Source organism: Xenorhabdus sp. Sc-CR9 (genome assembly GCF_963897815.1).
In the GTDB taxonomy this organism is placed as follows: Bacteria; Pseudomonadota; Gammaproteobacteria; order Enterobacterales; family Enterobacteriaceae; genus Xenorhabdus.
In genome coordinates this window covers 25,370-39,642 of sequence record NZ_CAWQTY010000097.1, presented here as the reverse complement: position 1 = coordinate 39,642, position 14,273 = coordinate 25,370, and the positions used below count along the sequence as shown (strand labels likewise).

At 46.4% G+C, this 14,273-nt stretch carries 13 protein-coding genes; 8 read left to right on the top strand and 5 right to left on the bottom strand.

The genetic code is table 11. The features are described 5' to 3' along the window. Positions 1-126: 126 nt before the first annotated feature. The 8 genes from nudF to folA all read left to right on the top strand — a co-directional run bounded on the left by nudF (position 127) and on the right by folA (position 9,853). Positions 127-768 carry an ADP-ribose diphosphatase gene (gene nudF / locus AACQ81_RS04595; RefSeq protein WP_237386490.1) on the top strand — a complete coding sequence of 214 codons (642 nt, stop codon included), beginning with the start codon at positions 127-129 and terminating at the stop codon, positions 766-768. Between the two features lie 97 nt (positions 769-865). Continuing rightward, a complete protein-coding gene (gene cpdA, locus AACQ81_RS04590) occupies positions 866-1,705 on the top strand; it encodes a 3',5'-cyclic-AMP phosphodiesterase (RefSeq protein WP_237386489.1) in 840 nt (279 codons plus the stop codon). Further along, positions 1,705-2,313, top strand: a complete 609-nt coding sequence (yqiA, locus tag AACQ81_RS04585) for an esterase YqiA (protein WP_237386488.1) — start codon at positions 1,705-1,707, stop codon at positions 2,311-2,313. Before cpdA ends, yqiA begins: the two co-directional genes overlap by 1 nt. Before the next feature lie 73 nt (positions 2,314-2,386). Then, positions 2,387-4,282: a DNA topoisomerase IV subunit B gene (gene parE / locus AACQ81_RS04580; protein ID WP_237386487.1), complete on the top strand. Its 1,896-nt coding sequence runs from the start codon at positions 2,387-2,389 to the stop codon at positions 4,280-4,282. A 36-nt stretch (positions 4,283-4,318) separates the two neighbouring features. After that, positions 4,319-6,568: a DNA topoisomerase IV subunit A gene (parC, locus tag AACQ81_RS04575; RefSeq protein ID WP_237386486.1), complete on the top strand. Its 2,250-nt coding sequence runs from the start codon at positions 4,319-4,321 to the stop codon at positions 6,566-6,568. 137 nt (positions 6,569-6,705) lie between these two features. Further along, a complete protein-coding gene (locus tag AACQ81_RS04570) occupies positions 6,706-7,437 on the top strand; it encodes a 1-acylglycerol-3-phosphate O-acyltransferase (RefSeq protein WP_237386485.1) in 732 nt (243 codons plus the stop codon). 322 nt (positions 7,438-7,759) lie between these two features. Further along, positions 7,760-9,181, top strand: a complete 1,422-nt coding sequence (gene ftsP, locus AACQ81_RS04565; RefSeq protein WP_237386484.1) for a cell division protein FtsP — start codon at positions 7,760-7,762, stop codon at positions 9,179-9,181. A 186-nt stretch (positions 9,182-9,367) separates the two neighbouring features. Continuing rightward, positions 9,368-9,853: a type 3 dihydrofolate reductase gene (gene folA, locus AACQ81_RS04560; RefSeq protein ID WP_237386483.1), complete on the top strand. Its 486-nt coding sequence runs from the start codon at positions 9,368-9,370 to the stop codon at positions 9,851-9,853. Positions 9,854-9,904: 51 nt separating this feature from the next. On the opposite strand, the gene apaH is transcribed toward folA, so the two are convergent. From apaH to surA, 5 genes are read right to left on the bottom strand one after another with little or no spacing between them, the layout of a single operon-like run. After that, positions 9,905-10,732: a bis(5'-nucleosyl)-tetraphosphatase (symmetrical) ApaH gene (apaH, locus tag AACQ81_RS04555; protein WP_237386482.1), complete on the bottom strand. Its 828-nt coding sequence runs from the start codon at positions 10,730-10,732 to the stop codon at positions 9,905-9,907. Between the two features lie 3 nt (positions 10,733-10,735). After that, positions 10,736-11,113, bottom strand: coding sequence for a Co2+/Mg2+ efflux protein ApaG (gene apaG / locus AACQ81_RS04550; RefSeq protein WP_237386481.1), 378 nt, complete (start codon positions 11,111-11,113; stop codon positions 10,736-10,738). A 28-nt stretch (positions 11,114-11,141) separates the two neighbouring features. Continuing rightward, positions 11,142-11,969, bottom strand: a complete 828-nt coding sequence (gene rsmA, locus AACQ81_RS04545) for a 16S rRNA (adenine(1518)-N(6)/adenine(1519)-N(6))-dimethyltransferase RsmA (protein ID WP_237386480.1) — start codon at positions 11,967-11,969, stop codon at positions 11,142-11,144. After that, positions 11,962-12,954 carry a 4-hydroxythreonine-4-phosphate dehydrogenase PdxA gene (gene pdxA, locus AACQ81_RS04540; protein ID WP_237386479.1) on the bottom strand — a complete coding sequence of 331 codons (993 nt, stop codon included), beginning with the start codon at positions 12,952-12,954 and terminating at the stop codon, positions 11,962-11,964. Before pdxA ends, rsmA begins: the two co-directional genes overlap by 8 nt. Next, the gene (gene surA / locus AACQ81_RS04535) at positions 12,941-14,245 is read right to left on the bottom strand and encodes a peptidylprolyl isomerase SurA (protein ID WP_237386478.1); all 1,305 of its coding nucleotides are present in this window, start codon (positions 14,243-14,245) and stop codon (positions 12,941-12,943) included. The genes pdxA and surA overlap by 14 nt, the downstream gene beginning before the upstream one ends. Between the last annotated feature and the right edge of the window lie 28 nt (positions 14,246-14,273).

Below are 14,273 nucleotides of genomic sequence, written 5' to 3'. Positions count from 1 at the left end.
GGTGGCTGTTTGTGCCATATTGCCTCATTTTTCATCTTGTTTGTATCATTGAAATGAATTTATTTAGATCAATCGAGCAAAATACATTTTAATAATAGGAAATTTTAAAAATAATCAGGGGGTTTTATGAACGAAAATTTTTCCTCTATATACAATTTTACGAAACAAGATGTAGAAGTGATTTCCCGAAAAACACTTTATCGTGGTTTTTTCAAAATGACGGAGTATCAGTTCAGGCATCGCCTGTTTCGGGGCGGCTGGAGTGAAACAGTTCGGCGCGAGGTTTTTGAGCGGGGTCATGCCGCTGTTCTGCTGCCTTATGATCCGGTGCGCGATGAAGTAGTTTTGATTGAACAAATCCGCATTCCCGCGATTGAAACCAGTGATACACCATGGTTGTTGGAAGTCATTGCCGGCATGATTGAAGAGGGTGAAAGCGCTGAACAGGTAGTTCGCCGTGAAGCAGGGGAAGAGGCAGGCATTGAAGTTAAGCGCTGCCAGACGGCATTGAGTTATCTTTCCAGCCCCGGCGGTACAACAGAACGCATGAATATTTTTGTCGGCGAAGTTGATGCTTCCACCGCATCAGGAGTTCATGGTCTGGAAGGTGAACATGAAGATATCCGCGTTCTTGTGGTCAGCCGTGAACAGGCTTATCAATGGGTGGAAGAGGGAGTTATCGATAATGCGGCTTCGGTTATTGCAATACAGTGGCTGGCATTGCACCATGAAAAACTTAGGAAAGCGTGGCTGGGTAATGATTCTTAATTTACTCTGGAAAACGGGAAGTGTGCCCCAGTCAGCAGATCTTTTGCATGAAGACACGTTAAAATAACCCTTATGATCGACAGGAAAAGGAAACCTTTTGGAAAGCCTGCTTGAAGTACCTGTGGCAAAAGGCGCCACAACCAGAATACTGCAAATTACTGATACGCACCTTTTCGCCAATAAAGGTGACTCACTGCTGGGTGTCAATACCTACAACAGTTATCATGCTGTACTGGATATGATCCTTGAGCAGTATCTCGATATTGATTTGATTGTTGCCACGGGAGATTTGGTACAAGATCAAACCATCAGTGCCTATCAGCATTTTGCTGAGGGAATTGCCCGTTTGTCTGCTCCTTGTGTGTGGTTACCCGGTAATCACGATTATCAACCCGCAATGGTCGATACGTTGGCAGCCGCAGGGATTTCTCCTTCCAAGCAGATATTTATCGGGCAGCACTGGCAGTTAATTATGCTGGACAGTCAGGTACAGGGTGTTCCTCATGGTGAATTGACAGATTATCAGCTAGAGTGGATGAAAAAATGTCTGGATGAGCACAGTGATCGCCATGCGGTTGTTATGCTTCATCATCATCCTGTACCGTCTGGATGCACATGGTTAGATCAGCACAGCTTGCGCAATGCCCCCGAATTATCTGAATTATTGAAAGGCCAGACACAGGTAAAAGCCATCTTGTGTGGGCACATTCATCAAGAAATTGATGATATGTGGAATGGCATTCGTGTTTTGGCAACACCATCAACCTGTGTGCAATTTAAGCCACATTGTACTAATTTTATGCTTGATACAGTGGCTCCGGGATGGCGTTATCTCGAATTGTCTGTGAATGGCAACCAAGACGTGGGGCTGCAAACACAGGTTCACAGGCTTAAGAGTAACGAGTTTTGCCCGGATTTAGATTCGGACGGGTATTAATGTCAACGTTACTTTATTTACATGGTTTCAATAGTTCGCCCAAATCAGCGAAAGCGAATGCGCTGAGAACTTGGTTGCACCAGCATCATCCTGAAATTGACATGCTGGTGCCGCAATTGCCCCCTTATCCTGAAGATGCGGCTATTTTGCTGGAAGAACTGGTAATGGGGCGTTCTGGTGAGAACATCGGGCTGGTTGGTTCCTCCCTTGGCGGTTATCTGTCTATTTGGCTTTCCCAGTGCTTTGGTCTGCCTGCTGTGATCGTCAACCCAGCAGTACGTCCATTTGACTTGCTTCAGAATTATCTTGGGGAAAACGTGAATCCCTATACCGAAGAGCGGTATACTCTTGAACAAAGCCACATACATGATCTCAAAGTGATGCACATCGATCCGCTGGTATCCCCTGATCTCATCTGGTTATTGCAGCAAACAGGGGATGAACTACTTGATTACCGTCAAGCCGTTGCTTACCTGACGCAATGCCGGCAGACGATTGAATCCGGTGGGAATCATTCTTTTGTGGGCTTCGAATGTTATTTCCCTCAAATCATCAACTTCTTGGGGCTGACCAGTGGCAATAGTAAAAAAATTGCCAAAAATAGGTAAGCGACTGGTATTATCAACAGTATATCAATACTGATTGGCCCTCTAATAACGAAGCAACCGACAGAATTACAACATGACTCAATCTAGTTACAACGCAGAGGCCATTGAAGTCCTCAGTGGCCTGGAGCCAGTTCGCCGTCGTCCCGGAATGTATACTGATACAGCCCGTCCGAACCATTTGGCACAGGAAGTGATCGATAATAGTGTGGACGAAGCTCTGGCTGGTCACGCGAAGCATATTGAAGTGATCCTTCACAGCGATCAGTCTCTGGAAGTGATAGATGATGGCCGTGGTATGCCGGTTGATATCCATCCTGAAGAAAAAGTTTCTGCTGTTGAATTGATTCTGACCCGCCTGCATGCGGGAGGAAAATTCTCCAATAAAAATTACCAATTTTCTGGTGGCTTGCATGGTGTTGGGATCTCTGTGGTCAACGCCCTGTCCAAACGTGTGGAAGTCACTGTTCGTCGTAACAGTCAGGTTCATCAAATTGCCTTTGAAAATGGCGAAAAAGTTCAAGAACTGGATGTCATTGGCAGCTGTGGTAAACGCAATACCGGAACAAGTGTCCATTTCTGGCCTGATGAAAGTTATTTCGATATTCCCCGTTTTTCTGTCACTCGCCTGACGCATTTGTTGAAAGCTAAGGCGGTATTGTGCCCGGGCGTTGAAATTGTCTTTAAGGACAAACTGAACGATACCGAGCAGAAATGGTGTTATGCCGATGGGCTGACAGATTATCTGCTGGAAGCCGTCAACGGGTTAGTAACGCTGCCACAATCCCCATTTGTCGGCACATTAAGCGGGGATACCGAAGCGGTTGACTGGGCATTGCTCTGGTTGCCTGAAGGTGGCGAATTACTGGCGGAAAGTTACGTTAACTTGATTCCGACAGTACAGGGCGGAACCCACGTCAATGGCTTGCGTCAGGGTTTGCTGGATGCCATGCGTGAATTCTGTGAATTCCGTAATTTGTTGCCGCGTGGTGTCAAACTTTCTGCCGATGATATCTGGGATCGCTGTGCTTACGTGTTATCCCTCAAAATGCAAGACCCACAATTTGCCGGACAGACTAAAGAGCGTCTCTCTTCACGCCAGTCAGCAGCCTTTGTTTCCGGCGTGGTGAAAGATGCATTCAGCCTGTGGCTGAACCAGCACACTCAGGATGCGGAACAACTTGCTGAGATGGCGATTGCCAGTGCCCAGCGCAGAATGCGTGCCGCGAAGAAAGTGGTACGTAAGAAGCTGACCAACGGCCCAGCATTGCCGGGTAAATTGGCAGACTGCACTGCGCAAGATCTCAATATCACTGAACTGTTTCTGGTGGAAGGGGATTCAGCGGGCGGTTCTGCAAAGCAAGCCCGCGACCGTGAATTTCAGGCGATCATGCCGCTGCGAGGGAAGATCCTGAATACATGGGAAGTCTCTTCCGATGAAGTTCTGGCTTCGCAGGAAGTGCATGATATTTCTGTTGCGATTGGTATCGATCCAGACAGTGACGATCTCAGCCAGCTTCGCTACGGTAAAGTCTGCATATTGGCGGATGCTGATTCCGATGGCTTGCATATTGCAACGTTGCTGTGTGCCCTGTTTGTCCGCCATTTTCCGACACTGGTAAAACGCGGGCATGTCTATATGGCAATGCCGCCACTGTATCGCATTGACCTCGGTAAAGAAGTGCATTATGCACTGGATGAAGGGGAAAAGAGCGCCATACTGGATCGCCTGAGCCGCAAGCGGGGTAAACCGAATGTCCAGCGCTTTAAAGGATTGGGTGAAATGAACCCGATACAGTTGCGCGAAACCACATTAGATCCCAACACTCGCCGTCTGGTGCAATTGACTATCGACGATGAGAATTATCAGGAAACCCTCTCAGTCATGGATATGCTTCTGGCGAAGAAACGCTCAGAAGATCGCCGTAATTGGCTGCAAGAGAAGGGTGATTCCATCGACATTGAAGTATAAGCACGGTAGTCAAGACAGATTCTGAGGAAATAATACATGAGTGAGATAACTCACGATGGTGTGGAGCGTCAACCGCTTCACACGTTCACTGAAAACGCCTATTTAAATTATTCCATGTACGTCATCATGGACAGGGCGCTGCCTTTTATCGGTGATGGTTTAAAACCGGTTCAGCGCCGTATTGTCTATGCGATGTCAGAATTGGGGCTTAGCAGTAGCGCCAAATTTAAAAAATCTGCCCGTACTGTGGGTGATGTACTGGGTAAATACCATCCGCACGGAGACGGGGCTTGTTATGAAGCCATGGTTTTGATGGCACAGCCTTTCTCATACCGTTACCCATTAGTAGATGGTCAGGGTAACTGGGGAGCGCCGGATGATCCGAAATCTTTTGCGGCAATGCGTTATACCGAATCCCGCCTGTCCAAATATTCCGAACTGCTGTTGAGCGAATTGGGACAAGGCACAGTGGACTGGGTACCTAATTTTGATGGTACATTGCAGGAGCCAAAAATGCTGCCTGCGCGCCTGCCGAATATTCTGCTGAATGGGACAACCGGCATTGCTGTTGGTATGGCGACTGACATTCCTCCGCATAACGCCCGCGAAGTGGCGAATGCACTGATTGCGATGCTGGAGAAGCCTGATCTATCGCTTGATGAAGCGATGGAGTACGTCAAAGGGCCGGATTATCCGACCGAAGCTGAGATCATCACGTCAAAAGAAGATATCCGCAAGATCTATAAAAATGGTCGCGGTTCTGTGCGTATGCGTGCGATATGGTCCAAAGAAGAGGGTAATGTTGTGATTACCGCTCTGCCCCACCAAGTCTCCGGTGCCAAGATCCTGGAGCAAATCGCCAGCCAGATGCGGGCGAAAAAGCTGCCGATGGTGGATGATCTGCGTGATGAATCCGATCACGAAAACCCAACACGTTTGGTGATTGTACCGCGTACCAACCGCGTGGATGTTGAACAAGTGATGAACCACCTGTTTGTGACCACAGATCTGGAAAAAAGCTATCGCGTTAACCTCAATATGATCGGGCTGGATAACCGCCCGGCGGTTAAAGGTCTGGTTGAGATCTTGAGTGAGTGGCTGGTTTACCGTCGTGAAACGGTGCGTAATCGCCTGAATTACCGTCTGGAAAAAGTGCTTAAACGCCTGCATATTTTGGACGGTTTGCTGGTGGCATATCTTAATATTGACGAAGTGATCCATATCATTCGCAATGAAGATGAGCCGAAGCAAGTGTTGACGCTGCGTTTTGGTTTAACCGAAACGCAGGCTGAAGCTGTACTGGAACTGAAATTGCGTCACTTGGCGAAACTGGAAGAAGTCAAAATTCGCGGTGAGCAGGGAGAACTGGCGAAAGAGCGTGACAAACTTCAGGCTATTCTGGGTTCTGAACGTAAGTTAAATACGTTGCTGAAAAAAGAGATTATCGCTGATGCGGAAAGTTATGGTGATATTCGCCGCTCTCCATTGAAGGAGCGCACGGAGGCGAAGGCCATGAGCGATCATGATATCTTGCCGTCTGAACCGATTACGGTTGTTATGTCCGAAATGGGCTGGGTGCGCAGTGCAAAAGGACATGAGATTGATCCGGCTGGCCTGAATTACAAAGCCGGTGACAATTTCCGCAGTGCGGCGCGTGGCAAGAGCAACCAGCCTGTCGTCTTCATTGATACAACAGGGCGGAGTTACTCCATCGATCCATTGGATTTACCCTCTGCCAGAGGGCAGGGTGAACCATTGACTGGCAAACTGGCATTGCCAGTCGGAGCATCGGTCGAGCATCTTTTGACAGCGACAGACGATCAGAAATTCTTGATGGCTTCAGATGCGGGTTATGGTTTTATTTGTACTTTCAGTGATCTGATAGCCAAAAACCGTGCGGGTAAGGCTTTGATTACTTTGCCTGAAAATGCCAAGGTGATGCAGCCTTTGCAGATCAACAGTGAGCAGGATGACATGCTGCTGGCGATTACCAAAATGGGTCGTATGTTGATGTTCCCAGTGGCTGATCTGCCTCAGCTTTCGAAGGGCAAGGGTAACAAAATTGTTTCCGTTCCGGCTGCGCAGGCTGCATCAGGGGAAGATATGCTGAGTTGGTTGCTGGTATTGTCTCCACAATCGTCAATTACCCTCTACTTCGGTAAGCGCAAGTTACAACTTCGTCCGGTAGATTTACAGAAATTCAGGGCTGAGAGAGGGCGTAAGGGAACCTCGCTGCCTCGTGGATTACAGCGTGTTGAACGTATCGTTGTGGAAATGCCCAAATAATAAGTTGAGCCAATAAATAACATACCCATAGGTTTCATGTTGCAGAGCAATCAATAAAGCCACAACTTGAAAAATGAAGGGATCAAATTATAACTGCGGGTCAGTGTAATCACTGGCCTGCTCTGCAAGAGGCAGCTATGCTAGCATTCATTCGTGGAATTATTGTTATTCTGTTTACTCTCTTTATCTGTATCTTCGGCAGTATTTACTGTTTATTCAGCCCGCGTAATCCCCGTCATGTTATGACCTTTGGTCATGCCTTTGGCAAATTGCACAAAATATTTGGTATCAAATTATTGAAGCGTATTCCGGCAGAAGTTCAGCAATACGGGCCTAGTATCTACATCGGCAATCATCAAAACAATTACGACATGATTACTATGTCGAATACAGTGCAGCCACGCACTGTCACCGTGGGCAAGAAAAGTCTCGTATTTATTCCCTTTTTTGGTCAGCTTTATTGGCTGACGGGCAATATTTTGATCAACAGAGAAAACAGGACAAAAGCACACGGTACTATTTCACAGGTTGTTAATCAGATAAAAAAACATCAAATTTCGGTCTGGATGTTCCCGGAAGGAACGCGCAGCCGTGGTCGCGGTTTGCTGCCATTTAAAACCGGAGCCTTTCATGCCGCTATTGCAGCAGGGGTACCTATCGTTCCTGTTTGTGTTTCTTCAACACACGGTAAAATAAAATTTAACCGTTGGAATAATGGCACCGTTATTGTCGAAATATTGCCTGCGGTTGATACCACAAAATACACTAAAGAGCAGGTTCGTGAACTGGCAGAACATTGTCGGCAAATGATGCAGGCGAAAATTGCTGAATTGGATAAAGAAGTCGAGGCACTTAATAAGCAAAGATAATTTAATGGCGATAAAATGACCTTGATCATCAAATATATCTTCCCTCATTTTGGGCGAATTCTAGCTATAAATTTAAGATAGTTTTAGAATTTCTTTCCTATTCGAGATATGATTGCGTTTAATAAATTACCGTTTTTATTAAACGCAATCGATAGAATAATAAATCCTGATAGCCACAATATCGGGGTATTCATCCCAGAAATTATTTGAATTATGCAGTAATTGCGTCGCGTTTGCGTTCGCATAAGCAATTATTGTTGATTGCTATTTTTGTCGTGGAGACTATTCCTGTCATGGAAACGATTCCTGCCGTGGAGAAAGTATGTCACTGAGTCGGCGCCAGTTTATTCAGGCATCTGGTTTGGCTATGTGTTTAGGGACACTCCCTTTTGCGGTTCGGGCCAACAAAAATCAACAAACGAAATTACCACTCCCTCCCTTACTGGAATCCCGGGGAGGACAACCTTTATTTTTAGCCATGCAAAAAGCCAGATGGTCGTTCAATGGTCAGAATAAAGTTCAGGTCTGGGGTATCAATGGACATTATTTAGGGCCAACTATTCGGGTTCGTCGGGGCGATAATATTAAACTGATATATAGCAATCGCCTGTCTGAAGATGTGTCAATGACAGTAGGCGGATTGCTGGTGCCCGGAACTTTGATGGGAGGCTCAACACGTGTGATATCACCAGGGGAAAGCTGGTCTCCGGTTATCCCAATCGATCAGCAGGCAGCGACCTGCTGGTATCACGCCAACACGCCGAATCGCATGGCACAACATGTTTATGCAGGGTTGGCAGGTATGTGGCTGGTGGAAGATGAAGACAGTCGCAAGTTGTCTTTGCCTACACATTATGGTGTCGATGATTTTCCGGTTATTTTGCAGGATAAACAATTAGATAATTTTGGCGTACCTCAATATAACCCTCCCGCCAACAAAGATTTTCTCGGTGATACTCTGGTTGTTAATGGTGTCGAAAATCCTTTTGTTGAAGTTGCCAGAGGTTGGGTCAGACTACGCTTACTGAATGCTTCTAATGCCCGACGCTATCAGTTGCAGCTCAGTGATGGGCGTCCATTCTATATGATTGGCACTGACCAAGGATTGCTGCCTGCGCCTGTAGCTGTGCAGGAGTTGCCACTCGCGCCTGGAGAACGTCGTGAGGTTCTGGTGGATATGTCGAAAGTCGAGAATGTGACCATTACAGCCGGAGAATCCGCAAGTGTAATCGATCGTCTGAAAGGGTTGTTTGAGGCTTCGACTAAACTAGTGTCAACCACAGTTTTGACGCTGAAAGCGAGCGGGCTGCTCCCTTTAGTGGCGGATCAATTACCAACTCAACTCGTGGTTGATAATCCACACATCAGCTCTTCTATCCGCAATCGTCAACTCGCGCTGGGAGATTATTCCCAGGGAATTAATGGTGTGTTGCTGAGTGATAACCGCATCGATATAACCAGCCAGCAAGGGGCATGGGAACGTTGGGTAATTACAACAACCGTCCCTCAGCCTTTTCATATTGAAGGGGTAAGGTTTAAAGTCATTAGCCTGAATGGCAATCGCCCCGAACCACAGGATTATGGCTGGAAAGATACGGTTTGGATTGATGGGCGAGCTGAATTACTGGTGAATATGATGAAGCCGTCTTATGAGCATTTCCCTTTTATGTACTACAGTCAGAGATTGGAAATGGCAGATTATGGGGTTGCGGGACAGTTGGTTGTCAATCCTCCTGACTTCTAATCGATAATTTCTTAGCTGTTTTGAATACTATTTGCGTCAGAATGACGGGTTAAACAATGGACTATTTAACAATTCGTGTGCAAACAAACTATTTACTCTGAATAAATTGCTAATCTTATCGACGGAGACTGACCCTTTCCGTATAGTGTCCCAAATTTTCATACTACTTGCCTGTAAGGTGATTTAATGAATATCAGCTTGATTGCTGCGATGGCTATGGATCGAGTTATTGGTATGGAAAACGCCATGCCATGGACTCTTCCGGGTGATTTAGCCTGGTTTAAACGCAATACGCTCGGAAAGCCAGTTGTGATGGGGCGGGTTACATATGAATCGATCGGCCGTCCTTTACCGGGACGCCTGAATATCGTGATCAGCAGTCAACCTGCGAGTGATGATCGGGTCACTTGGGTAAACTCTATCGAAGCTGCGTTGGCCGCCGCCGGTGATATTGAAGAAATTATGGTGATGGGGGGAGGAAAAGTGTATGAACAGTTCATTCCTCTTGCCTCCCGTATGTATCTGACTCATATTGATGCAGAAGTGATTGGTGATACTCATTTCCCTGATTATGAGCCTGATGAGTGGAATTCAGTTTTCACCGAATATCATGATGAGGATGAAAACAACTCTCATGGATATTGTTTTGAAATTCTGGAACGCCGAGAGTAATTGAACCTTACGTGCGTGCGGAGTGCCGACAGGCACTCCTGTGTCACTGATTCAGACTGGTGATTTGTTACCCAATGAATCTTGTCTGAAATATTGCTTATCTTCCCAACGCAGCATTGTCAATTTTCCTCCCCAGCAACAGCCCGTATCCAGTGCATAAATATTGGCAGGCGTTCCCCGGCCTTCCAGTGCCGCCCAATGACCAAATGCAATGGAATAGTCTTCAGGGATATTACGCGGTAATTCGAACCAAGGCTTCAGTGGTGCAGAGGCATTTTCGGGTTTAGACTTGCAGATCATATCCAGCTGACCATTTGGAAAACAATAACGCATCCGTGTTAGTGCATTGGTACTGAAACGTAACCGAGCAAGGCCGCTTAATTCTGGTGCCCAGTTATTCGGCATATCCCCGTACATCTCATTGAGGAACAGAGGATAACTGTCACTGCAAAGAATAGCCTCCACTTCACGGGCACACATTCTGGCTGTCTCCAGATCCCATTGTGGCGTGAGTCCTGCATGTGTCATGACCAGTTTTAATTTGTCATCAATCTGTAACATGGGCTGTTTTCTCAGCCAGTTTATCAGCTCATCAATATCTGGTGCCGAAAGTAATTCATCTAGCAAGTCTTTTGGTTTATTGCGGCTGATCTTGGCGTAAACAGCCAGCAGATGCAGATCGTGATTACCCAATACTAATTTAGCCGCCGAGCCGAGTTGTTTTATATAACGAAGCACTGCCAGCGAATCAGGGCCACGGGAAACCAGATCACCCGTCAGCCATAGGGTATCGTTATTGGAATGAAAATCGACTTGTTCTAATAAGGCGATCAATTCACGGTAACAGCCGTGAATATCGCCGATAAGATATGTAGCCATACGTTAATTTATCAGTGTAGGAATAGCCAGCCTAAACACGGGAATAGCGGTACGAAATGGGCGACCATCATGATCAATCATTTCATAATGGCCTTCCATAGTACCCAGGGGGGTTTCCAGAATGGCTCCGCTGCTGTAACGGTATTCTGTTCCTGGTAGGATCAAAGGCTGCTTTCCCACAACCCCTTCACCCTGAACTTCTGTTTGGTGACCATCACTATTGGTTATACGCCAGTAACGGCTAATTAGCTGCACGGGAGAATGCCCAAGATTGCGAATTGATATTGTATAAGCAAACACAAAACGTTGTTGTTCCGGTTGTGATTGGCTTTCTACGTAAGTACTTTGTACTTGAATATGAATTCTTGGTTCGTTGAGCATAAGTGCCTCCTGTTACTGTGACGGCTGTTTATTGGTTTCCGACAATTTCTTTAGGCTGGGACGATAACCAATTCGCCATCTTACAGTATTGCTCGACAGAAATATTTTCAGCCCGCGTACTTGGATCAATGCCCAATTCAGATAACTGCTCAACGGAGAAGATATTGCCAAGGCTGTTGCGGATTGTTTTTCGGCGTTGGTTAAATGCCTGAGTTGTAATCCGGGATAACACACGAAGGTCATGAGCCGGATTGGGTATGGCCTTATGCGGAATCAAACGCACAATGGCGGAATCTACTTTTGGTGCTGGCGTAAATGCTGTAGGTGGCACTTCAAGAACTGGAATAACCTGACAGTAGTATTGTGCCATCACACTTAAACGTCCATAGGCTTTGCTGCCAGGCCCTGCGACCAGGCGATTGACCACTTCTTTTTGCAACATAAAACTCATATCAGCAATGGCATCAGTATAGCTGAAAAGATGGAACATCAATGGCGTAGAAATGTTATAAGGCAAATTACCGAATACGCGCAAAGGCTGCCCGCGTTCTTTGGCAATCTGACCAAAATCAACGGTCATTGCATCTTGCTGGATAATTGTCAGCTTGTCTTTCAATTTTGGATGAACGTGCAGGCGGGCAGCAAGATCGCGGTCAAGTTCGACAACCGTCATTTTATCCATGCGCTCACCAACGGGTTCAGTCAATGCTCCCAGACCAGGGCCAATTTCCACTACAGCTTGACCCACTTGTGGATTCATCGCATCGACAATGCTATCAATAATAAACTGATCGGTTAAAAAGTTTTGCCCGAAACGTTTACGGGCATGATGCCCTTGATGGACTTTATTATTCATTACTGTTTTGTATCATTTTAATTGCTAGATTTAATGCGGTGATAAAACTACCCACATCAGCTTGACCTGTCCCCGCCAGCTCGAGTGCTGTGCCATGATCGACAGACGTTCGGATAAATGGCAGACCGAGCGTAATATTCACTGCTCTGCCAAAACCTTGGTATTTTAACACGGGTAGCCCCTGATCGTGATACATCGAAAGCACAGCATCGGCATGATCCAAATATTTAGGTTGGAACAGTGTATCAGCAGGTAATGGGCCTTCCAGCCATATCCCTTCTGCCCTCAGGCTCTCTAATGCTGGAATGATCACGTCTATTTCTTCACGTCCCATATGTCCTCCTTCACCGGCATGAGGATTCAGGCCGCAGACATAAATATGGGGGCGATGGATACCGAACTTGGTTTTGAGGTCATGGTTGAGAATGGTGACTACTTCCCGCAGGGAATCAAAGGTAATTGCCTTGGGCACATCCAGAATCGGCAGGTGTGTTGTCGCCAATGCTACCCGAAGCTCTTCCGTTGCCAGCATCATGACTACCCTTGAGCATTTACTGTGGTCAGCAAAAAACTCAGTATGTCCGGTAAAAGAGACTCCGGCATCATTGATAACCCCTTTATGAACAGGGCCGGTTACCAATGCGGAGAATTCGCCATTCAGACAACCATCGCAGGCTTTTGCCAATGTTTCCGTGACATAAGTTCCGTTTTTTCGGTTTAACTCACCCGCAATGGTCGGGGATTGGAGATAAACAGGCAGAATAGTCAATGTTCCAGCGGCTTGTGATAAAGAAGTATGCTCAGGGGAATAAGTTTGTAGTTGCAAAGGCAAATTGAGTTGTCTGGCTCGGGAGAGCATCATTTCCGGATCAGCGCAGACAACCAATTGAATAGGCCATTCTCGTTGGGCGAGGGCAATGACTAAATCTGGACCAACCCCGGCCGGTTCGCCGGGGGTGATAATGATGGGTTTATTGTTTTGCATCGCTACCATCTAAAATTTTCACATAAGCGGAAGCGCGTAATTCCTGCATCCAGCTTTGTTCTTCTTCATTGAATTTACGGTTGAACAGCAGGCGATAAGCACGATCTTTCTGCGCGGCATCCGTTCTATCAACTTTGCGGCTATCAAGCAGTTGGATTAAGTGCCAGCCGAAAGAAGAGTGAACAGGTTGACTGATCTCGCCTTTTTGCAATTTTGTCAATGCATCACGGAAGGCTGGATCATAGGTACTTGGCAAGTTCCATCCCAGCTCTCCACCACGCATAGCTGAACCTGGATCTTCAGAATACTCTTTCGCGGCTTCTTCAAATGTAGTTTTGCCGCTTAAGATCTCTTCTCTGAGTTTCATCAAATCATTGCGGGCTTTCTCATCATTCATGACAGGTGAAGTTTTCAACAGAATATGACGGGCATTGACTTCGGTGACTGCGATTGGCATATGATCGCCACGGATATCATTCACTTTAAGAATGTGAAAACCAACACCAGAACGGAGTGGGCCAATAATCTGCCCTTTATGTGCGGACTTGAGTTGTTCAGCAAACAGAGAGGGTAGCTCATGTAGTTTGCTCCAACCCATATTGCCCCCTTTCAGGGCTTGAGAGTCACCAGAATAAGTGATGGCCAGTTTACCGAAATCGACACCGTTCTTGAGTTCAGACAAAATATTTTTGACAATCGTCCCGGCTTTTTCAACCTGAGCCTGATCCGGATTTTCTGGCAACGGAATCAAGATGTGGCTGATGTTCAGTTCCGTATTCTGACTATTTTGGCCTTCAAGCTGATTAGCCAGTGAGTCAACTTCTTGTGGCAAGATCGTGATGCGGCGACGTACCTCATTATTACGTACTTCTGCGATAGTCATTTCCTTGCGGATTTGATTACGATAGGTATCAAAGTTAATTCCATCTGTAACCAAATTTTGTTTCAACTGGGCAAGGCTCAAATGGTTTTGAGCCGCGATATTTGTGATCGCAGAATCCAAAGCTTGATCAGGAATAGTAATCTGCATCCGTTCAGCCATTTGCAGAACGATATCATCCATAATCAGGCGTTCAAGGATCTGATGACGCAAAGCTTTCTCATCCGGTATCTGCTGACCCGCCTGTTTTGCATTGCGTTTAACGGTTTGTAAGAGGCTGTTGACGTCACTTTCCAGTACGACATCATTGTTAACAACGGCAGCGACCTTATTGATTTCTTGTGGTGCTGCTATTGCGACAGAATTTACTGAAAACATCAATCCGAGAACGAGGGATCTCCAGTTCTTCATACATTTCCCATTATATTAATCCCGCCTT

Excerpts from the sequence above, each read along its gene's own strand:
- nudF (WP_237386490.1), top strand. The coding sequence starts at position 127 with ATGAACGAAAATTTTTCCTCTATATACAATTTTACGAAACAAGATGTA.
- yqiA (WP_237386488.1), top strand. The coding sequence starts at position 1,705 with ATGTCAACGTTACTTTATTTACATGGTTTCAATAGTTCGCCCAAATCA.
- parE (WP_237386487.1), top strand. The coding sequence starts at position 2,387 with ATGACTCAATCTAGTTACAACGCAGAGGCCATTGAAGTCCTCAGTGGC.
- parC (WP_237386486.1), top strand. The coding sequence starts at position 4,319 with ATGAGTGAGATAACTCACGATGGTGTGGAGCGTCAACCGCTTCACACG.
- AACQ81_RS04570 (WP_237386485.1), top strand. The coding sequence starts at position 6,706 with ATGCTAGCATTCATTCGTGGAATTATTGTTATTCTGTTTACTCTCTTT.
- ftsP (WP_237386484.1), top strand. The coding sequence starts at position 7,760 with ATGTCACTGAGTCGGCGCCAGTTTATTCAGGCATCTGGTTTGGCTATG.
- folA (WP_237386483.1), top strand. The coding sequence starts at position 9,368 with ATGAATATCAGCTTGATTGCTGCGATGGCTATGGATCGAGTTATTGGT.
- apaH (WP_237386482.1), bottom strand. The coding sequence starts at position 10,732 with ATGGCTACATATCTTATCGGCGATATTCACGGCTGTTACCGTGAATTG.
- apaG (WP_237386481.1), bottom strand. The coding sequence starts at position 11,113 with ATGCTCAACGAACCAAGAATTCATATTCAAGTACAAAGTACTTACGTA.
- rsmA (WP_237386480.1), bottom strand. The coding sequence starts at position 11,969 with ATGAATAATAAAGTCCATCAAGGGCATCATGCCCGTAAACGTTTCGGG.
- pdxA (WP_237386479.1), bottom strand. The coding sequence starts at position 12,954 with ATGCAAAACAATAAACCCATCATTATCACCCCCGGCGAACCGGCCGGG.
- surA (WP_237386478.1), bottom strand. The coding sequence starts at position 14,245 with ATGAAGAACTGGAGATCCCTCGTTCTCGGATTGATGTTTTCAGTAAAT.